Below are 18,562 nucleotides of genomic sequence, written 5' to 3' on the forward strand. Positions count from 1 at the left end.
CCCGGTCAACCACATCAGCTCGACGCTGCTTTGCGCCTCCCGTTCCAGGCGTCGGCTCGGCTGCACGCGATTGAGATAGCCGTAGATGTAGATCTTGAGCAGCACCGCAGGGTGGTACGCCGTCCGGTCACGGCAGGCTGGGCACCATCGAAGCCGAGCTGTTGCAGCCGCAGTTCATCGACGAAGGCGCCGACCACGCGCACCGGCTTGTCTTCGCCGATGTAGTCGTCCAGACACTCCGGCAGCAACGTCACCTGGCTTCGCTCTTCTCCCTCGATGAATCGCTTCATGCTGTGACCCGCTTTGTCGCGTTGCCACAATTTAGGCGAGCAGCTCCGAGGCATCAACGCGTTTTCACACAGCCTCGGTCGGTTGACATCACCAGCGCCGTCAACGTCATGGACGTGCTCACACGCAGCGCCTTGCCGTGGCCGAGAAGGAGGTCGGCCACGCGCAAGCCGGAGTGGTGCTCTTCCATCAGGTCGGTATCGACGGCTTGGCACGGAACCTTGAACCGATCGCCAGCCCTCGGGCGCCATGCAGAAGCGTGAAATGCACGCGGCACTTCGACGGCCGGAGCTGCGTACGGGCCGATTCACGCCGGCGCGAGCTGATCGCCAATCGGCAGGCGGCGAATGCGCCGCCCTGTCGCCGCAAAGACGGCGTTGCACAAGGCAGGAGCCATTGGCGGTACCGGCGGCTCGCCGACCCCACCGGGCGGCACGCTGAAGTCGCCAGGTTCGACCAGCCACACATCGATGCGTCGGGGCGCCTCGGCGTTGCGCGGCACGAGATAACCGTTGAAGTTGGTCTGCTCGGTACGCCCGTTCGTGAACGTGATCTCGTTCATCATGGCGATGCCCAGTCCCATCACTGCGCCGCCCTCGCACTGCGTGCGCACGCGCTCCGGGTTGACCACCGGCCCGCAGTCGATCGCGATGTCCACCCGGGGGATCGCGATCTCGCCCTTGGATGACACCTCGACTTCAACCACTGCGGCGACATAGGTCATGAAGCTGTGCGCGACAGCCAGACCGAGTCCCCGTCCCTTGGGCAGCTTGCGCCCCCAGCCCGCTCGGCGCGTGACCTCCTCGATGACCCGCCGCCAGCGACCGGTGTCGATGGGGTAGCGCGCCGGGTCCTCGTTGTAGTTCCAGGAGTCCGAAACCGCCGTCGGGTTGATGCGCCTTGGTGGCCCGATCAGATCGAGCAGGAAGGCCTTGTGGTCGCGCCCAGCCTGGTGTGCCAGCTCGGCCACAAAGCTCTGCACCGCGAACGCATTGGGCACGTTGGACACGGCGCGGAACCAGCCGATGCGCGTATGGGCCGGGGCCTCGCCCGTCTCGAGGCGCAGGTGGGGCACATCCCACGGCACGGTGATCGCCGTCATGCCAACTTCGCTCGAGCCCAGGGAGCGGGCGTTAGGCGCGAAGGTCGCGCCGATCGGCGACTGTGCGATGCGGTGCAGCCAGGCCGCCACCTTGCCGTCGGCCGTAAGAGCGCCCTGCAGCCGCTGCACGGAGACGGTGTGGAAGTAGTCGTGCCGAAGGTCGTCCTCGCGCGTCCACTGCAGCTTGACAGGGGTGCCGTCCATGGCCTTGGAAACGATCGCCGCCTCGGCGACGAAGTCGGGCTTGGACTTGCGGCCGAAACCGCCGCCCAGCAGCGTCGGGTGGACGGTCACCTGCTCCGGCTTCAGCCCCGCGACGCCGGCCACCATCGTTGCTGCCGCAGCTGGGTTCTGCACGGGCGCCCAGCACTCGGCGCGGCCATCGCGGATCTGCACCACAGCCACAGGCGGCTCCATTGGCGCGTGCGCCAGATGGGGCATGTGGTACTCGGCTTGCAACGTGCTGCCCTCGGCCGCGGCAGCGATGGCGCCAGGGGCATCGCCAGTGCTGCGCGCGACCTTGCCTTCGCTGGCGACGGCGGCCTGCAGTGTCTTGAAGAACTCGCCCGTGTCGTAGCTTGCGTTGGGACCGTCGTCCCACTCGATCTTCAGCGCCTCGCGGCCGCGGATCGCTGCGCCGGTGTTGCGCGCGACCACGGCGATGCCGCCCAGCGCGTTGAAGCGCGGCGGGCCGTCCGTGCGCGGCACTTCGACGACCTTCACCACACCACGCACGGCGAGCGCCGCGCCGGCGTCGAAACTTTTGACGCGTCCGCCAAGCACGGGCGGCCGCGCGACGACGGCATACAGCATGCCTGGTAGGCGCACGTCGGCGCCGTACGTGGCACGGCCCGTGACGATGTCGCGGCTGTCCACCGGCAGGATCTTGCCTTTGCCGATGTAGCGGAATGCCTCGGGGGATTTCAGCCGCAGCGCATCCGCGGCCGGCACCGGCTGCTTCATGGCGGCCTCGGCCAGTGCGCCGTAGCCCAGCCTGCGGCCGCTCGACGTGTGCACGACCTCATGGTTCACCGCCTTCACCTGCGCGAGCGGCACGTTCCACTTTGCGGCGGCCGCCGCCTCCAGCATCTGCCGGGCCGCAGCGCCGACGCGCCGCATGGGGGCCAGGAAGTGACGCATGCTGCGCGAGCCGTCCACGTTCTGGTTGCCGTACTTCGCCTCGCCGGCATCGGCCTGCGCGATCTTCACGCGCGACCAGTCCGCCTCCATCTCGTCAGCCACCACCATGGGCAGACTGGTGCGGATGCCGGTGCCCATCTCGACGCGATGCGCGACGATGGTCACGGCGCCATCGGTGGCAATCGAGATAAACACAAGCGGGTTGTCCACGGTGCCGCCGGGCATGGCGTCGCCGCCGTACTTTCTTGGCGCGTCGGTGGCCTGTGCCCGCGCGACCTGACGGCTGGCGCCGACCGCCAGGGCCAGGCCCGAGCCTGCCAGCTTCAGCAAACTCCTGCGATCCAGGGAAACGAGCGAGGGGTTCATGCCTTGCCTCCCGCCAGCTTGGCCGAGGCCTGCTTGATGGCCGCGTTGATGCGGGTGTAGGTGCCGCAGCGGCAGATGTTGCCGGACATCGCTTCGCGCACCTGCTGCTCGGTGGGCTTGGGGTTGTTCTTCAGGAGTGCGGTTGCTGTATTGATCTGCCCGGCCTGGCAGAAGCCGCACTGCGCGACCCCCATGGCGACCCAGGTGTCCTGCACGACGCGGCCGACGCGGTCGCTTTCCTGCCCCTCGATCGTGGTGATCCTGCGGCCACCGACGGCCGAAACGGGCGTGACGCACGCGCGGATCGGCGCGCCGTCCAGCAGCACCGTGCAGGCGCCGCACAGCGCCATGCCGCAGCCGAACTTGGTGCCTGTGTGGCCAAGTTCATCGCGCAATACCCAGAGCAGCGGCTCGTCGTCGGCGGCGTCCACCGTCTCGTTGCGCCCATTGATGTTCAGCGTCATCATCAGAATGTCCTTTTCGATGCCGCCCTGCGCGGCGCCGCGACAGATAGACCGGTCTGTCTGTTTGTGAGTATACAGACCTGTCTGGTAAGATATCAAGCATGACAGCAACGGCACCCGCACGTGCTCCGGCGCGCGACCGCCTGCTCGCGGCGGCGAACGAATTGTTCTACGCAGAGGGCATCAACAACGTCGGCATCGACCGTGTGATCGAGCATGCCGGCGTGGCCAAGGCGTCGCTGTACGCAAACTTCCGCAGCAAGGACGAGCTGGTGCGCGCCTACCTGGAATCGCGCCACGAGGCGCGCAAGGCCAGGATGCTGGAGCGCATCGAGCGTCACCGCTCCGCGCGCGAGCGGGCACTGGCAGTGTTCGACTCCGTGGCCGAGACGGTGGCGCAACCCGGCTACCGGGGCTGCCCTTTCATGCGCGCCGCCTCCGAGCAACCGGGCGAAGGACCCGCCGCCGAGGTGAACGCGAAGGCGCGCGGCTGGCTGCGCGAGCTCTTCACCTCTTTACTGCGAGAGGCCGGTGCGCGCAATGCCCCCGCCGTGGCGCAGCAATTCGTCCTGTTGTTTGATGGCGCCGTCGTGGCCGCCCAGCTGGACGGCAACGTCGACGCGGTCCGCACGGCGCGCACCATGGCCGCCAGCCTGCTCGCTGCATCCAGTCAGCGCGGCACCCGGATGTGACTTCAAGTCCGTCCAACCGTGCCGCCACGGCTGACGCGGTGGCGCGCATCGTTCTGCAGCGCATCCAGATTCCTGGCCGCGCAATACCGTTGGAAAGCGGCCCGTGAGACGCCTCTCGCGTCGCCGGTCTTTGCCGATCTGAGTGGCGTCGCGCCTCTGACGACCTTCGTGGGGGGCTACGGAGGCACTACTGGACGACGCGGTCGCGCTCGCTCGCGCGGCGGGTCTGGTTGATGTGAGCGTGCGACCGGAGATTGGTCGAACACGTTCCACATCTGGCCCAACTGTCACCAAGGTGTTGGCACAAGGCGGCAAGGTGTCGCCAGAGCTGAAGGCAGCTGCGCGAAGCCGCAGATGCGGCTTGCTACGGGGAAGTCTGACCGAGGGCGTTCTCCACGAATGGCATGCCGCAAAGCAGGCACCGCCGATCGTCGGCTTGTGGCCGACTCGCGTCATCATCGAAGTGTGACTCATGCCGCCCCACCGCAAAGCAGCCATATCCGCCGACCACGACGAAGCGTCGGGGCCCTCGGGCTGATCAAGGGCGCCGCCGGGATGCCGCGTGGCGGCCGCAACCTCAGCTTCACCCGTCCGAGGGCGCAAGCGTCACTGGATCTGTCGATGTGTCGAAACCCACGCCCCTCGTTCGTCGTCCGGACAGGGATAGGGACCCGCAAGGAGCCGCACGATGACCATCGTCTTGACCGCTTTCGAACGCTCGCCGGATGGCGGCAAGGGATTGGCGCGCGATACGCGCGTCCGCTGGGCGCTGGAAGAGGTGGGCCAGCCTTACGAGGTTCGCCTTCTGTCGTTCCGGGCGATGAAGGAGGCCGCGCACCTGGCGCTTCATCCGTTTGGGCAGATCCCGACCTACCAGGAAGGCGGTCTCACCCTGTTCGAGACGGGTGCCATCGTGTTGCATATCGCACAACGCCATGCCGGCCTGTTGCCGAAAGACGCCGACGGGCGCGCGCGTGCGGTCAGCTGGATGTTTGCCGCCGTCAACACGATCGAGCCGCCCATCCTCGAGCTGCAGACGGCCAGGCTCTTCGAGCGGGACCAGCCCTGGCACGCTGATCGCTTGCCGCTGGTGGAAGATCGCGTTCGCCATCGGCTGGAACAGCTGGTGGTGCGGCTGGGCGATGCGGACTGGCTCGATGGTGCCTTCAGCGCCGGCGACCTGATGATGGTGTCGGTGCTTCTGCGGTTGCGGTCCTCGGGCATCCTGGAGGAATTTCCGGTGCTGGCCGCGTATGTCGCGCGCGGCGAGGCGCGGCCTGCCTATCGACGGGCTTTCGCCGCGCAATGGGCGGTCAATGCCGGAAGGCGTGAAAACGGCACGTGACGCCGGTGCGAGAACCGGGTTGCTGCCCTTGGCCGACGTGTGCCGCTGACGCCACCCACCCTGCTGCGCGGCGCCGGTGTCCCAGCTCACGTTCGACGGCCGAACCGCGCCGGTTTGCAGGCGAGCCGCGCACGCGGTACAACGTCGGCATGCCAGTCTGCAAAGGAGGCACGATGCGCCGCCGAAGCCCGTCGACACGCTGGTCAGTCCTGCTCGGGTGGCTGGCCTTCTGGGCCGGCCCGGCGCTGGCCGGTGAAACGGTCAGGATCGTCACCGAGGAGTTCCCGCCTTACAACTACACGCTCAACGGCAAGGTGACGGGGCTTGCGACCGAAGTGGTCCAGGCCGTGCTCGACGAAATGAACGTCAAGGGCAGCATCCAGTCGATGCCATGGGCGCGGGCCTATGACACGGCGCTGAACTCCGAAAACGTGATGATCTATTCGATCAGCCGCACGGAGCAGCGTGACAAGCTGTTCAAGTGGGTCGGCGTGATCGCGCCGGGCGACTGGTATCTGTTCTCGTTGCAGGGGCGCAACCTGAAGCTGCGGCACCTGGACGAGGCCAAGAAGTACCAGACCGCGACCGTCAACGAAGATGTCGGCGAGCAGTTCCTCGTGTCCAAGGGGTTCGCCATCGGCAAGAACCTGCAGTCGAGCAACAAGTACGAGTTCAACTACCAGAAGCTCAAGCTCGGCCGCGTGGACCTGTGGGTGGCCAACGGCCTGGTGGCCGCGCACCTTGCGCGCGAAGCGGGCGACGACCCGGCCCAGGTGCTGGTGCCGGCCTACCACTTCACCGACCTGGGCCGCGAAGGCAACTACATGGCCTTCGGGCCCAAGACGTCCGACGCCTATGTCGACAGGTTCCGCAAGGCCCTGGAGGCGATCAAGCAGAAGGGCATCTACGACGCCCTCCAGAAGAAGTGGCTCTAGAGCCCCGACGCTGATGCGGCGCCTTCCGAAGCCGAAGGAGAGCCTGGGCGTTCAGCTCGTCCTTGCGATCCTCGGTTTCTGCCTCGTCTTCACCGTGCTGACCGTCGCGGTGCGTACCTGGTGGGCATGGCAGGCCGGCGTGGCGGCGATGTCCGCAGAGCTGACGCTGATCGAGCAGGTGTACCGGCGCACGCTGTCCAAGGCCATCTGGGAGATGGACAGGGAGTCGCTCGAGACGCACCTTGCCAGTGCTGCCAAGGTGCCGTCGGTGGGCCGGGTCGCGCTGACGATCACACCGGCGCATCGTGCACCGGAGGTCATCGACCGCCGCCAGGAAGGCTGGGTGGCCTCCGGCGTGGCGCCTGCGCGCCGGCTCGTGCTGGCCTATGAACCCTTTCCCGGGTCGAGCGAGACGCTCGGCGAACTGTTGCTGTTCGGTGACGAGCGGGTGCTGTGGAGCCGCCTCGGCGAGGAAGTGTCGGCCATCGTGACCACGCAGATCATCCAGTCGCTGCTGCTCGCGAGCCTGATCCTGCTGGTGTTCAGACGGTCGGTGACGGTGCACGTCCGGCGGATCGCGAACCACCTGGGTCAGCTCACGCCGGTCACCCTCGGGCAACGGCTGAGCCTCGACCGGCCCGGCCATCGCGACGACGAACTGAGCCTGCTGGTGGCAGGCGTGAACCAGCTGCAGGACAATCTGTCCGACTACCTCGAGCAGCAGCAACGCTACGAATCGGAACTGGCGCAGCACCGCGACCGCCTGGCCGATCTGGTGCGCGAGCGCACCGCCGAGCTCGAAGCGCTGGCCGCGGCGCAGCAACTGGTGCTGACGCTGTCCAACCGGCTCATCCACGCGCCGTACGATGCTTTCGACAAGCACCTGCTCGGCTGCCTGCGCGAGGTCGCGCAGCGTCTGGGCGCCACAATGGCCGCGTGGTATGTGCGCGACGACGCGACCGGCGGATACGCGCTGTACCTGCACTGGCAGGCCGCCGGTGCCGTGCCTTCTTCGCACCTGCAGCGGGTGGCGGCAGACGACTGGCAGCAGCTTCAGGCCGTTCTCGACCGCGACGAACTGGTGGACACCCCTTCGCGGGCCGCGCTGGCGCAGACCATCGGGGCCGGTGAGGCGGCACGCGTGGCGGACTGGGGCATCGAAGCGGCGGCCTTCACCGAGTTGCGCGGCGGCGATGAACACTTCGGCCTGCTGATGTTCGGCAAGCCGCAGGCAGTCGTCGCCTGGCAGCCCGACGAGCGCGCGCTGCTCGCGATGACGGCCCAGATGCTGGTGCACAGTGTGCGGCACAAGACACAGCTCATCGACATCGTGCAGGGGCAGCAGGCGCTTCGCGCCGTCAATGCGCAGCTGGCCGAGCTCGCTCGCAGCGACGCCTTGACCGGCCTTGCGAACCGCCGTCACTTCGACGAGGCGAAGGAGCTGGAGTTCCGGCGCGGGCAGCGGCTGCAGCAGCCGCTGTCACTGCTGGTGTGCGACATCGACCACTTCAAGCTCTACAACGACACCTACGGGCACGCGAGGGGCGACGAGTGCCTTCTCGCCGTCGCCGAGGCGATTCGATCGAGCGTCAGACGCGCCGGGGACCTCGTCGCACGCATAGGCGGCAAGGAGTTCGCGATCCTGCTGTCAGCCACCGACGAGGCGGCCGCACTCGCGCTGGCCGAACGCATCCTCGGCAGCGTGCGCGACGCCGCGATTGCGCATGCGGGATCGGACGAGGGTCCGTTCGTGACGCTGAGCATCGGCCTGGCGGTCAGCACATCGCAACGGGCGAACGACTTCGATGCGCTGTTCCGGGCGGCGGACGCGGCCTTGTATCGGGCCAAGGCGGGCGGACGGAACCGGGTGGTCGCGGCAGCTCCGGTGGCGAGCGAGGCTGCGCTCGACCCGCACCAACCAAGCGACAAGGAAGAGATGCGATGACACACACGCTGGCGTACCGCATGTCCCTGGGCCTGCTGCTGAGCGGCTGGCTTTTGGTGTCCGGAGCGCAGGCCCAGACCATCCGCGCGGTCACTGAAACGACGCCGTGGACCTACCTGCGCGACGGCAGGCCTGCCGGTTTGGTCACCGAGATCGTGGAGATGACGCTGCAGCGTGCCGGTTTCTCCGACTACCGGCTGGCGGTGTACCCCTGGGCACGCGCGTACGACATGGCGCTGCACGAACCCGGCGTGCTGATCTTCATGATCGCGCGCACGCCGGCCAGGGAGCCGCTGTTCAAGTGGGTGGGCGAGTTCATGGCGCTGAACTATCACCTGTTCAGGCTGAAGGGCCGCGACGAGATCGGCGTGTCCCGTCTGGCCGACGCGCGAGCCTACACGGTCGGGGTGCTGCGCGACGACGTGCGGCACCAGTACCTGCAGGCGAACGGCCATACCCGACTGGTCGTTTCCGCGGAATCGATCGACAACTTCCGGAAACTGCTCAACCGCCAGGTGGACCTTGTCGTGTTGACCGAGACCGAGGCCGCATCGCTGTGCGAGCAGCTGCGCATCGACTGCGGCCGCATCGAGAAAGTCCACACCTTGCGCGACATGTCGACCGGGCTGTACATGGCCTACAGCGCCGCCACGCCCGATGCGATCGTGGAACGCACGCGGCTGGCGTTCGATCAGGTCAAGGCCACGGGCGCCTTGAAGAAGTTGCCGCCAGGGAAGTGACGATGGCCCGCCTGCTCGTGTTCGGATCGATCAACCTCGACTTGAGCGTCCCGGTGCCGCGGCTGCCCGGGCTCGGCGAGACGCTGCTCGGCGACGCGACACTGATGGCGTCGGGCGGCAAGGGCGCCAACCAGGCCCATGCGGCGCGCCGGCATGGCTGCGAGGTGGCGCTGTTCGGCGCGGTCGGCGACGACACCTTCGGCCCTCCGGCCCTGCGGTTGCTGGCCGAAGCCGGCGTCGATCTCGCCGGGGTGCGCCGGCTGGGCGGCACGTCCACCGGCATCGCGTCGATCTGGGTCACGCCCGACGGCGACAACGCGATCGTCGTGTCGCCGGGAGCGAACGGTGCGGTGCAGGCCGACTGGGTGCCCGATGCCGCGCTGCAAGCGGCACAGCTCGTGCTGCTGCAGATGGAGGTGCCGGTCAGCGCCTCGATGCAGCTGGCGCGGCGGGCCAGACAGGCCGGGCGCACCGTCGTGATGAACCTCGCGCCCGCCCATGCGCTGGAAGCGATCGACTTCCGCGCGCTCGACTGGCTGGTGCTCAATCGAACCGAGCTTGCGATGCTCTGCACGGCGCTGGCGCTGCCGGGCACGTCGCCGCGCAGCCAGGCATTGCTCGTCGCTGCGGCCGTCGGCATCAGCATCGTGCTGACGCTCGGCAGCGAAGGCGCTCTGTTGTGCACGCCGGACGGACACCTGGCTGCCGAAGCGGCATGGCGCGGCCCGGTCGTCGACACCACCGGCGCCGGCGACACCTTGACCGGCGTCTTTGCGGCGTGCCTGGGCGAGGGCATGGCGCCTGCGGCGGCCCTGCGCCGCGGGGTCGTGGCTGCGGGCCTCGCCTGTGGCCTGCCCGGAGCGCAAGCGGCGCAGCCGCGGCGCCTGCAGATCGACGAAGCACTGGAGGCCCCATGACGACACGACACAGGCTGGTGATCGACTGCGACCCCGGCATCGACGATGCCCTTGCGCTGCTGCTGGCGGCCGCATCGCCGGAGCTCGAACTGCTCGGCGTCACCTGCGTGGCCGGCAACCAGCCGCTGGCCGCGACCGCCGACAACGCGTGCCGCGTGCTCGACCTGGCCGGACGGCACGCAGTGCCGGTGTTTGCCGGCTGCAGCCGGCCGCTGGCGCACGGCGAGCCGCGCTGCAACCTCGTTCACGGCGAGGACGGGTTGGGCGGCGTTGCGCTGCCGAGGACACGCGGCCCGTCGGACCTGCATGCGGCCGATTTCCTCGAACGCACGCTCGAGCGTGCCGACGCCGGCCAGGTGACGCTGGTCGCCGTGGGCCCGCTGACCAACCTTGCGCTGACCGAGATCAAGCGGCCCGGCCTGCTGCGCCGCGCGCGTGCGGTGATAGTGATGGGTGGTGCCGCCTTTTGCGACGGCAACATCACGCCGAGCGCGGAGTTCAACTTCTATGCCGATGCGCTGGCGGCGCAGACGGTGCTGGCCGCTGGCGCGAACGTCAGCGTGTTCGGCCTGGACGTCACACGGCAGGCGGCCATGCCGGCCGACTGGATCGAATCGCTGGCTGCGCTGGGCAACCGCTGCGGCGATGCGGCGCGTGCGCTGCTGCGCGGATTTGCCCGCCCCCATCCGTTGCTGCACGACACCTGTCCGATCGCCTGGCTGCTCGCGCCGGAGCTGTTCACCGCGCAGCGGTGCACGGTGGCGGTGGACTGGCGCCCCGGCCTCACCGAAGGCCACCTCGCGGCCAAGCGGCTTCCCGCCGGCGGTGTGGCCGACGGCCACGTCGCCGAGGTCTTCATCGGTGTCCAGGCAGACCCCTTGCGCGCGTTGCTGCGGGAGCGGCTGGCGCGGCTGCCATGACGCACGCGTAGCGCCAGGCACGCCCTGAGCCTGAGCACGGCTGGCCTGGCGCCTTGGTTGCATGCGCTCGCTGGCCGGAGCCGGGCGGTCGATGCAGCTGTCGTCCGCCTCAATCCGCGTCGACGCGTGCCACTTCCACCAGCCACCGAGTGAACACGTTGACGACGTGGCTTCCACCGGCGGCGTTGCGGGTGCACAGGTGGTAGCCGCGGCCGGTCGACACGCGCAGCTCGAAGGGCTGCACCAGTTCGCCCGACGCGAGTTCGCGCTCGACCAGGCACGGCTGCAGAACGGCGACGCCCATGCCGGCGCTGGCCGCAACGATCAGGTTGTGGCCCAGGTCGAAGCCGTTGCCCAGCTTGAGCTTGTCGGCGTCGACGCCGGCAACTGCCAGCCACAACCGCCAATTGTCGGGAAAGTTGGTGTGGTGAAGCAGTGTTTCCTTCAGCAGGCTGGCCGGCGTCTTGAGGCGGGCGGCGATGCCGGGCGTGCACACGGGCGTGATGCGGCGGCCGAGCAGGTAATGCGCCGAGATGCCACGCGGCCAGCGCCGGCCCGGCCGTTTGAGATCGATCCAGACGTCGACGTCGTCGCGCTGGAAGTCCTCGTTATGGCGGAACTGGCGCAGCTCCACGTTGATGTCGGGCTGCTGCGCCTGAAATGCCTTGAGCCGCGGCATCAGCCAGCGCGTGCCGAGCGTGGGCACGACGCTCAGGCGCAGCGTGTGGCGCTGCGTTCGCGTTCGCGTGAAGTCGGTGAACGCGCGCTCGAGTTCGACGAGGCTGGGCTCGATGCGTGCGCGCAGGGCCTGGGCCTGTGCATTGGGCACCACCCCTTGGGCGCTGCGTTCGAACAGAGGAAAGCCGACACGCCGCTCCAGGCGCAACACGGCCCGGCTGACGGCAGCCTGGCTCACGCACAGCTGTTCGGCGGCCTGGCGCATGGTGCCCGCCTTGCAGACACCGAGAAACGCATGCAGTTCGACGAGCGAGGCGGCGCGGAATTTCATCGTGATGCCATTATGGCAACACCTCGAACGAAATTGTCGATTCCCGAAGCGCGGCGCGGCTCCTACGCTGGAGGCCTCATGTTCATGCCTTGCGCTACCGCCTTGAAATCACTCCCGAACATCGCGATTGCCTTGCCTCAAACCGAGCCCATCGCGCTCGTTTGCGACTCGCCGCACAGCGGCACCGCCTACCCAGCCGACTTCGGATACTCCGTCGCGTTCCATGACCTGCGCAAGTGCGAAGACACCTTCGTGGACGCTCTGTGGGCCGACGTGCCGAGTGTCGGCGGCACGTTGATACACGCGCATTTCCCGCGCAGCTACATCGACGCCAATCGAGCCTGCACGGATATTGACGTCGCGATGTTGTCCGAGCCGTGGCCCGGCGATGTCCAGGCCTCCGAACGCTGCCTCGCACTGGGCAACGGGCTCGTGTTCAGCAAGACGACGACACTCGCCGACATCTACGAGCGCAAGCTGGACGTGAGCGAAGTGCAGCGCCGCATCGATACGTGCTGGAAGCCCTACCGCAATGCACTGGGCCAGGCGCTGCACGAAGTGAGGAGCGCGTTCGGCAGGGTGTGGCACCTGAATCTGCATTCGATGCCGAGCAACGCCTACGAGCGGCTCGGCCTGGTGTCCGCCACGCCGCTGGCCGACGTCGTGCTCGGTGACCTGCAAGGCCGCAGTTGCTCCCCCCGCTTCACGCGTTGCGTGACCGAAGCATTTCGCGCACTGGGCTACAGCGTGTCGGTCAACGACCCCTACGCGGGGCAGGACCTGATACGGGTACACGGCCAGCCCGCCCAAGCGTGCGAGAGCCTGCAGATCGAGCTCAACCGCAAGCTCTATCTCGACGAAGAGACCCGGGAACCCAACGCGCGCTACTCGCAGACGCGCCACGACCTACGTTGCGTGTTGAGCGGGGTGGCCGCTTTCATCCAAGCCGAGACCGGCCGCAGAGCCATGCACAGTGAAACGGAGAGAGCATCATGAAGCACACCTTCCATCGTCGACACCTGCTGGGTGCCAGCGCCGGCATCCTGGGCAGCACCGTGCTTCCCGGCTGGGCGCAGGCGGCGCGCTATCCCAACCGACCGATCACGCTGGTGGTGCCGTTCACGCCGGGCGGCTCGGTGGACATCTCCGGACGCGCGATCGCCGAGCGTCTGGGGAAAGTCCTCGGCCAGACGATCGTGGTCGAGAACCGGGGCGGTGCGGGTGGCGCCATCGGCACCGCGCAGGTCGCGAAGTCCGCACCGGACGGCTACACGCTCATCGTCACGTCGCAGACCACGCACGCTGTCAACCCTGCCGTCACGCCGAAGCTGCCGTACAACGCTGAAACGGATTTCGCGCCGATCACGTTGGTGGAACGGCTTTCCAACGTCCTGCTTGTGAACGCGGCCTTGCCGGTCAAGACCTTCGAAGAATTCGTCGCGTTTGTGCGGGCCCACCCCGGCAAGTGGAACTACGCCAGCTCGGGCAATGGCTCGGTCGCGCATCTGAGCATGGAACTGCTGAAGGCGAGGGCCGGCCTGGCCATCACGCACGTGCCGTACAAGGGCGCCGGTGTGGCGCTGAACGACTTGCTGGCCGGGTTCGTGCAGGTGACGTGGAACAACCTGACGTCGAACCTTTCGAACATCGTCAACGGCAAGCTGCGCGCGCTCGCCGTGGCGTCGCCGCAGCGGGTTGCGCAACTGCCGTCGGTACCGACCTTCAACGAGCTGAAGCTGCCCGAGCTGAACCACACCTCGTGGACCGGCCTGGCGGCTCCCGCCGGCACCCCGGACGCCATCGTGTCGCAGCTGTACGAAGGCATGCGCACCGTGCTGGGCGATCCGGCCACGAAGCAGGCGTGGGAAGCGCGCGGCGCGATCCTGCCTGAAGCGATGACGCCCGACCAGTACAAGCTCGAAATATCGGAGCGGATCCGGTTCTACAGGGACATCGTCAAGACGCACAAGATCGGCTTGGACTGACGCCTGCCCAGAGCCAGCTTGCAGGACGTTCCCGGCGTGGCTGGAGCCACCTGGCAGGGTGAAACGGAGCGTCCTGCCCCTTTTTCCACACCATGTCGCTCAATCGCCGCCAACTGTTGTTTGCAGCCCCGGCGGCGCTGACCGGCCGACTGGCGGCCCGTGCACGCTATCCGGAACGCCCGGTGACCCTGGTGGATCCGTTCACGGCAGGCAGCAGCACCGACTACTTCTCGCGGGTGCTGGCCACCGAGATGGGCAAGCTGTGGGGCCAGCCGGTCGTGGTGGAGAACAAGGCCGGCGGTGGGGGCTCGGTGGGAGCCGAGACGGTGGTGCGGGCAGCCCCCGACGGCTACGTGCTCGGCATGGCGTCCGTTAGCACGCTGGTGTCGAACCCGGTGCTGAACCGGATGCAACACTACGACCCGCTGGCCGACTTCACGTTGATCAGCACCCTCGTCACCGTGCCGAGCGCTACCGTGGTACTGGCGAGTTCTCCGCTCAAGACGCTGGACGACCTGGTCAAGGCGGCCAGGGCGCGACCGGGGGGCGTCAGTTTTGCGAGTCCCGGCGTCGGCTCCGCCGGCCACGTGCTGCTAGAGCATTTCTCGCATCTGGCGGGCGCGAAGTTCAACCATGTGCCTTACCGCGGCGGTGGCCCCCTGCAGACCGAGCTGCTGGGCGGGCAGATCGACGCGGCCAGCGAGAACCTTCCCTTGCTGATGCCGCACATCCAGAGCGGCAGGCTGCGGGTGCTGGCCGTACGCGACCTTCAGCGGCTGTCGCAGCTCCCCGAGGCTCCGACCTTCAAGGAACTGGGCTACGAGCCCGTGAGCCAGCCGCTGTGGTTCGGCCTGGTCGGCCCGGCGGGGCTGCCGCGCGACGTGGTGCAGCGCCTGTGCGACGCGACGCACCAGGCGGTGAGGGCGCCGGGTTTCCGGCAGCAGGCGGAAAGGGTGGCGGCCACCGTGTCGTCCGGTACGCCGGAGCAGTTCCGTGCGCAGGTCGGCCGGTGGCTCGATCAATACGAGGTGATGGTGCGCACGACCCGCATGAGGCCGGAACGGGCAGAGCGGGCGAACGACTCCATCCACGCATCAGGGACGGGGTGAACCAGGGAGACAGGGCGCGGCGCGACGAAGTATCGAGACGCGCCCCTGCGAGCGCCACGGATCCATCACTCCGTGCGCACGCGAAAGGAGAGCCGCTCATGAGTCACAGGACGGGATTTTTCGGGCGACATGCCGGCGCACTGCTGCTGGCTGTCGTGGGGTGGCTGGCGTGGGACGCACAGGCACAGCCTGCGCGGGCAGCGGTGCCCGGCGTCACGGCAGACCGCGTGCTGTTCGGTCAGTCTGCCAAGCTGAGCGGCAGCGCCGGCACCTTTTCGGGGCGCCAGTACCGCGACGGCCTGATGCTGGCCTTCGATGCCGCCAACCGCGCCGGTGGCGTGCATGGCCGGCGCATCGAACTGCTCACACTGGACGATCAGAACGAGCCTGCCAAGGCGCTGGCCAACACCCGTACGCTGATCGACGACAGGCGTGTCTTTGCGCTGGTCGGCTACACCTTCACCAATCCGGTGCGTGCAGCGCTGCCGATGTTGCAGGCGTCCGGGGTGCCGCTGGTGGGGGCGTACACCGGCACGCCGGAACTCTATGACGGCAGCCAGCCGATGGTGTTCGCGATGCGGGCAAGCTTTGCCGACGAGTTGGCGGCCATCATCCGCCATGTCGACACCATCGGCTACGACAGGGTGGCGATGGTGCACTACACGACCTCGTTGGGCCTGCAACTGCGTGGCGACGTCGACGAGCGGCTCAGGCGCGTCGGACGCCGTCTCGTGGTCAGCGGTGGGATGCCGGTGAACGCACCGGACTACCTCACGGCGGCCCGCGGCGCTGTGCAGCCACTGCTCGAGCACTGCCCGAAGCTGGTCATCCTGGGCGTCTCGGGCCGTGACGCGGCGGCCGTCGTGCAGGGCATGGCGGCCGGCAAATGCCCGCCGGCCCAGTTCATGGCCCGCAACATCGTCGACGTCGGCTTGCTGCAGCAGATGTTGGGCCAGGCAGCCCGTGGCGTGATCATCACGCAGGTGGTGCCCAACCCGTCGCGTGGCGCTCATCCGCTGGTGTCCGGGTACCGTGCGCTGCTGAAGCAGCGCGATGCGCAGGCGCGGCCCGACTTCGCGGAATTCGAGGGCTACATCGCCGGGCGTGTCGTCGTGCTGGCGCTGCAGCGCGCCGGGCGCGAACTGGATCGTGCCGGCTTTGTCAGGGCCATGGAATCGGTCACCCTGGAAGGGCCCGATCACTTCCGGGTGCAGTTCGGTGCGGGCCGTCGTGCTGGCAGTCGCTACACCAACATCGTGATGGTCTCCGACAAGGAACGCATCACCGATTGAGTTGTCAGCGCGCCGTTCGGTCGCGGCACACCGTCACCACCGGTCCTGGCGGCTGCCGCTGCGACATCGCCGTGATCGCCGGTAATAAGGGCGCGCGTTGAACTTTTTGATGCAGACAGCCTCCATCCCGTCGCCGGGTTCGTGCTTTCCACAGGTCGGCCGGGCTCGGCAACTCCAAAAATCAACATAGCAATCCCGAGGTTGTTCGTATGAAGCATTCACGTTTTCTCGCGCCGGTCGTGATGGCGCTTGCCTCCCTCGCCATGCATGCGACGGCCGCCAATGAGGCCCACCCGCACTGGTCGTATACGGGTGCGCACGGCGTCGCCCATTGGGCCCAACTCGATGCCGCCAACGAGGCCTGCGCGCTGGGGCACCAGCAGTCGCCGATCGACATCCGCAAGGCGCAGCAGGCCGAACTGCCGCCGCTGACCTTCAGCTACGGGCGCATCGCGCCGTCTATCGTGAACAACGGCCACACCATCCAGGTCAACGTGCCGGCCGGGCAGTTCCTGCAGGTGGGCGAGCAGCGCTACGAGTTGCTGCAGTTCCACTTCCACACGCCCAGCGAAGAAAGCATAGGCGGCAAGCGTCGTGCGATGGTCGCCCATTTCGTGCACCGGGCGGCAGACGGCTCGCTCGGCGTGGTGGCGGCCCTGATCCAGCCCGGCAAGGCCAACCCGGCGTTCGAGGCGGTGTTGTCGCACCTGCCGCCGCACCCGAAGGAAACGATCACCGTGGAAGGGCTGGAACTGGACCTGGCCGCGATGCTGCCTGCCACGCGACGCTACTACGACTTCCAGGGGTCGCTGACCACGCCGCCCTGTTCGGAAGGGGTGCACTGGATGGTTTTGGCGGAGCCGGTGACGGTGTCCCCGGCTGCCATCAAGGCCTTCCGCCGCCTCTATACGGCCAACGCCCGGCCGGTGCAGCCGTTGAACGATCGCGTGGTGCGGGTTTCGTCGCACTGAGCTGAAAAATCGAAGGGCCGCGCAACGCACGGCCCTTCGAATGTCGGCCCGGTTGGGGGCGGCTCGGGGAGCCTGCGTGGACCGCGTCGCCACCGAGTGGCGACAGGGGCATCGTGTCTTCACGGTGTGTCGCTCACCTGCCATTTCTCTCAGCACTCATTTGCAGGGGGCGGCATCCGCAGCGGTTGCCTGCTGGATACCATCAACCGCACTGCCTCCTCAGCTCACGAGGGCCTGCAGCCGAGAGGCAGGCAGATACTCAAGGAGACTGACATGGCCGACTACATCATTTCGTGCCACGGCACGTACGAGTACGACTTTCCGCTGTCTCATGCGCTCACGGGCATCAAGACGCTGGTGGTCTTCAAGAACCACGCCGGCACGTTCCGGATCGAGAAGTCGCAGAAGATCTTCGACGACCTGCTGGCAGGCAACAAGGTCGACGCCTCCGAGATCTGGACCGAAATGCAGGAGGGGCGCTGCTACCCCAGCCTGACGCTGCGCTACGCGGACGACTTTGCCTCCGGCATCTTCAAGGTCGGGTCGGGAGGCGCTTTCGCGATCAAGAAGTACGGCACCGGCTGGGTCGGCACGCTGAAGCAGGAACTCGACTGGCTCACGCAGCACAAGGCAGAGAAGGTCTACCTGATGACCTGCACCAAGGTCGTCTCGAAGATCGACCCGAAGGTGATCAACGGGTATTTCGATCAGGTCGTCGAGCTGTCGGGTGGCCAGTTCGGCGTCGAGAGGGTCGTTTAGGGCCTGTTCACACGACGGAGGACTGTCCGGCTTCGTCTTGTGCCTTGCTCACGGCCTTTGGGACAACAACGCATCAGCCCTCCGTCGTGTGAACAGGCCCGAGGCGCATCTCTTCGCTTCTTGCGCTTCGCCTTGGGGAACGCCCTCGACGTGTACCGAGGGTCGATCGACTCAGCTTGCGTTGGCAAGCAGCGCGTTGCGTGCGTTGCGGTACGCCCTTGCCAGGTGGTCGACGCGCCGCGCCACCGGCTCCACGGTGCGCATCGCGCCGATGCCCTGCCCACAGCGCCAGATGTCCTTCCACGGCTTGCGCGTGCTGCCGAAGTTCATCGCGCTCGGGTCGCTGGCGGGCAGCTGGTCCGGGTCCAGCCCGGCCGCGCGGATGGAGGGCTTGAGGTAGTTGCCGTGCACGCCGGTGAACAAGTTGGAGTAGCCTTCGCCCGCCACCGACGCGCCGATGTCGTTGACAACCACGCGCGCACCGGCGCGGGCCATCGCCAACGCGATGTCGCGGCCGATGCCGCCACCGGCACCGGTGGCGATCATCACCTTGCCTTCGAGCATGGGGCTTGCACTCATGAGG

17 protein-coding genes and 1 pseudogene are annotated in these 18,562 nt (G+C 67.6%); 13 read left to right on the forward strand and 5 right to left on the reverse strand.

Features of this window, described 5'->3' with window-relative positions; genetic code table 11:
• The 3 genes and pseudogenes from M8A51_RS25440 to M8A51_RS25450 form a co-directional block, all read right to left on the reverse strand.
• Window positions 1–290: pseudogene (locus tag M8A51_RS25440) on the reverse strand (transposase); the annotation flags it as partial.
• A 305-nt stretch (window positions 291–595) separates the two neighbouring features.
• Window positions 596–2,896 (reverse strand): xanthine dehydrogenase family protein molybdopterin-binding subunit, encoded by a 2,301-nt coding sequence (locus tag M8A51_RS25445; RefSeq protein WP_251781428.1) that lies wholly within the window; start codon window positions 2,894–2,896, stop codon window positions 596–598.
• Window positions 2,893–3,363, reverse strand: a complete 471-nt coding sequence (locus tag M8A51_RS25450; protein WP_251781450.1) for a (2Fe-2S)-binding protein — start codon at window positions 3,361–3,363, stop codon at window positions 2,893–2,895. The genes M8A51_RS25445 and M8A51_RS25450 overlap by 4 nt, the downstream gene beginning before the upstream one ends.
• A gap of 98 nt (window positions 3,364–3,461) precedes the next feature.
• On the opposite strand from M8A51_RS25450, the gene M8A51_RS25455 reads away from it, so the two are divergent.
• The 7 genes from M8A51_RS25455 to M8A51_RS25485 all read left to right on the forward strand — a co-directional run bounded on the left by M8A51_RS25455 (window position 3,462) and on the right by M8A51_RS25485 (window position 10,854).
• Window positions 3,462–4,052: a TetR/AcrR family transcriptional regulator gene (locus M8A51_RS25455; protein WP_251781429.1), complete on the forward strand. Its 591-nt coding sequence runs from the start codon at window positions 3,462–3,464 to the stop codon at window positions 4,050–4,052.
• Window positions 4,053–4,740: 688 nt separating this feature from the next.
• Window positions 4,741–5,397 (forward strand): glutathione S-transferase family protein, encoded by a 657-nt coding sequence (locus M8A51_RS25460; RefSeq protein ID WP_251781430.1) that lies wholly within the window; start codon window positions 4,741–4,743, stop codon window positions 5,395–5,397.
• Between the two features lie 173 nt (window positions 5,398–5,570).
• A complete protein-coding gene (locus tag M8A51_RS25465; RefSeq protein WP_251781431.1) occupies window positions 5,571–6,332 on the forward strand; it encodes a substrate-binding periplasmic protein in 762 nt (253 codons plus the stop codon).
• A 13-nt stretch (window positions 6,333–6,345) separates the two neighbouring features.
• A complete protein-coding gene (locus M8A51_RS25470) occupies window positions 6,346–8,277 on the forward strand; it encodes a GGDEF domain-containing protein (RefSeq protein WP_251781432.1) in 1,932 nt (643 codons plus the stop codon).
• Window positions 8,274–9,017, forward strand: a complete 744-nt coding sequence (locus tag M8A51_RS25475) for a substrate-binding periplasmic protein (protein ID WP_251781433.1) — start codon at window positions 8,274–8,276, stop codon at window positions 9,015–9,017. Before M8A51_RS25470 ends, M8A51_RS25475 begins: the two co-directional genes overlap by 4 nt.
• A 2-nt stretch (window positions 9,018–9,019) precedes the next feature.
• Complete coding sequence (locus tag M8A51_RS25480) at window positions 9,020–9,934, forward strand: ribokinase (RefSeq protein ID WP_251781434.1); 915 nt, start codon at window positions 9,020–9,022, stop codon at window positions 9,932–9,934.
• Window positions 9,931–10,854, forward strand: a complete 924-nt coding sequence (locus M8A51_RS25485) for a nucleoside hydrolase (protein WP_251781435.1) — start codon at window positions 9,931–9,933, stop codon at window positions 10,852–10,854. The genes M8A51_RS25480 and M8A51_RS25485 overlap by 4 nt, the downstream gene beginning before the upstream one ends.
• 109 nt (window positions 10,855–10,963) lie before the next feature.
• Here the strand turns inward: M8A51_RS25485 and M8A51_RS25490 are convergent, their stop codons facing one another.
• A complete protein-coding gene (locus M8A51_RS25490) occupies window positions 10,964–11,863 on the reverse strand; it encodes a LysR substrate-binding domain-containing protein (RefSeq protein ID WP_251781436.1) in 900 nt (299 codons plus the stop codon).
• Between M8A51_RS25490 and M8A51_RS25495 the strand changes: the two genes are divergently transcribed.
• From M8A51_RS25495 to M8A51_RS25520, 6 genes are all read left to right on the forward strand, one after another.
• Window positions 11,828–12,859, forward strand: coding sequence for an N-formylglutamate amidohydrolase (locus tag M8A51_RS25495; RefSeq protein WP_251781437.1), 1,032 nt, complete (start codon window positions 11,828–11,830; stop codon window positions 12,857–12,859). The two genes, M8A51_RS25490 and M8A51_RS25495, sit on opposite strands and share 36 nt — an antisense overlap.
• Window positions 12,856–13,848, forward strand: coding sequence for a Bug family tripartite tricarboxylate transporter substrate binding protein (locus M8A51_RS25500; protein ID WP_251781438.1), 993 nt, complete (start codon window positions 12,856–12,858; stop codon window positions 13,846–13,848). The genes M8A51_RS25495 and M8A51_RS25500 overlap by 4 nt, the downstream gene beginning before the upstream one ends.
• Before the next feature lie 92 nt (window positions 13,849–13,940).
• A complete protein-coding gene (locus M8A51_RS25505) occupies window positions 13,941–14,957 on the forward strand; it encodes a Bug family tripartite tricarboxylate transporter substrate binding protein (protein WP_251781439.1) in 1,017 nt (338 codons plus the stop codon).
• Between the two features lie 98 nt (window positions 14,958–15,055).
• Entirely contained in the window at window positions 15,056–16,249 is a 1,194-nt protein-coding gene (locus M8A51_RS25510) for an ABC transporter substrate-binding protein (protein WP_251781440.1), read from the forward strand.
• Window positions 16,250–16,458: 209 nt separating this feature from the next.
• Complete coding sequence (locus M8A51_RS25515; RefSeq protein WP_251781441.1) at window positions 16,459–17,220, forward strand: carbonic anhydrase; 762 nt, start codon at window positions 16,459–16,461, stop codon at window positions 17,218–17,220.
• Between the two features lie 273 nt (window positions 17,221–17,493).
• A complete protein-coding gene (locus M8A51_RS25520; protein ID WP_251781442.1) occupies window positions 17,494–17,979 on the forward strand; it encodes a hypothetical protein in 486 nt (161 codons plus the stop codon).
• 171 nt (window positions 17,980–18,150) lie between these two features.
• Here the strand turns inward: M8A51_RS25520 and M8A51_RS26720 are convergent, their stop codons facing one another.
• Entirely contained in the window at window positions 18,151–18,558 is a 408-nt protein-coding gene (locus tag M8A51_RS26720; RefSeq protein WP_407062265.1) for a nitronate monooxygenase family protein, read from the reverse strand.
• Between the last annotated feature and the right edge of the window lie 4 nt (window positions 18,559–18,562).

Source organism: Caldimonas mangrovi (genome assembly GCF_023721835.1).
In the GTDB taxonomy this organism is placed as follows: Bacteria; Pseudomonadota; Gammaproteobacteria; order Burkholderiales; family Burkholderiaceae_C; genus Caldimonas; species Caldimonas mangrovi.

Excerpts from the sequence above, each read along its gene's own strand:
- M8A51_RS25445 (WP_251781428.1), bottom strand. The coding sequence starts at position 2,896 with ATGAACCCCTCGCTCGTTTCCCTGGATCGCAGGAGTTTGCTGAAGCTG.
- M8A51_RS25450 (WP_251781450.1), bottom strand. The coding sequence starts at position 3,363 with ATGATGACGCTGAACATCAATGGGCGCAACGAGACGGTGGACGCCGCC.
- M8A51_RS25455 (WP_251781429.1), top strand. The coding sequence starts at position 3,462 with ATGACAGCAACGGCACCCGCACGTGCTCCGGCGCGCGACCGCCTGCTC.
- M8A51_RS25460 (WP_251781430.1), top strand. The coding sequence starts at position 4,741 with ATGACCATCGTCTTGACCGCTTTCGAACGCTCGCCGGATGGCGGCAAG.
- M8A51_RS25465 (WP_251781431.1), top strand. The coding sequence starts at position 5,571 with ATGCGCCGCCGAAGCCCGTCGACACGCTGGTCAGTCCTGCTCGGGTGG.
- M8A51_RS25470 (WP_251781432.1), top strand. The coding sequence starts at position 6,346 with ATGCGGCGCCTTCCGAAGCCGAAGGAGAGCCTGGGCGTTCAGCTCGTC.
- M8A51_RS25475 (WP_251781433.1), top strand. The coding sequence starts at position 8,274 with ATGACACACACGCTGGCGTACCGCATGTCCCTGGGCCTGCTGCTGAGC.
- M8A51_RS25480 (WP_251781434.1), top strand. The coding sequence starts at position 9,020 with ATGGCCCGCCTGCTCGTGTTCGGATCGATCAACCTCGACTTGAGCGTC.
- M8A51_RS25485 (WP_251781435.1), top strand. The coding sequence starts at position 9,931 with ATGACGACACGACACAGGCTGGTGATCGACTGCGACCCCGGCATCGAC.
- M8A51_RS25495 (WP_251781437.1), top strand. The coding sequence starts at position 11,828 with ATGCAGTTCGACGAGCGAGGCGGCGCGGAATTTCATCGTGATGCCATT.
- M8A51_RS25490 (WP_251781436.1), bottom strand. The coding sequence starts at position 11,863 with ATGAAATTCCGCGCCGCCTCGCTCGTCGAACTGCATGCGTTTCTCGGT.
- M8A51_RS25500 (WP_251781438.1), top strand. The coding sequence starts at position 12,856 with ATGAAGCACACCTTCCATCGTCGACACCTGCTGGGTGCCAGCGCCGGC.
- M8A51_RS25505 (WP_251781439.1), top strand. The coding sequence starts at position 13,941 with ATGTCGCTCAATCGCCGCCAACTGTTGTTTGCAGCCCCGGCGGCGCTG.
- M8A51_RS25510 (WP_251781440.1), top strand. The coding sequence starts at position 15,056 with ATGAGTCACAGGACGGGATTTTTCGGGCGACATGCCGGCGCACTGCTG.
- M8A51_RS25515 (WP_251781441.1), top strand. The coding sequence starts at position 16,459 with ATGAAGCATTCACGTTTTCTCGCGCCGGTCGTGATGGCGCTTGCCTCC.
- M8A51_RS25520 (WP_251781442.1), top strand. The coding sequence starts at position 17,494 with ATGGCCGACTACATCATTTCGTGCCACGGCACGTACGAGTACGACTTT.
- M8A51_RS26720 (WP_407062265.1), bottom strand. The coding sequence starts at position 18,558 with ATGAGTGCAAGCCCCATGCTCGAAGGCAAGGTGATGATCGCCACCGGT.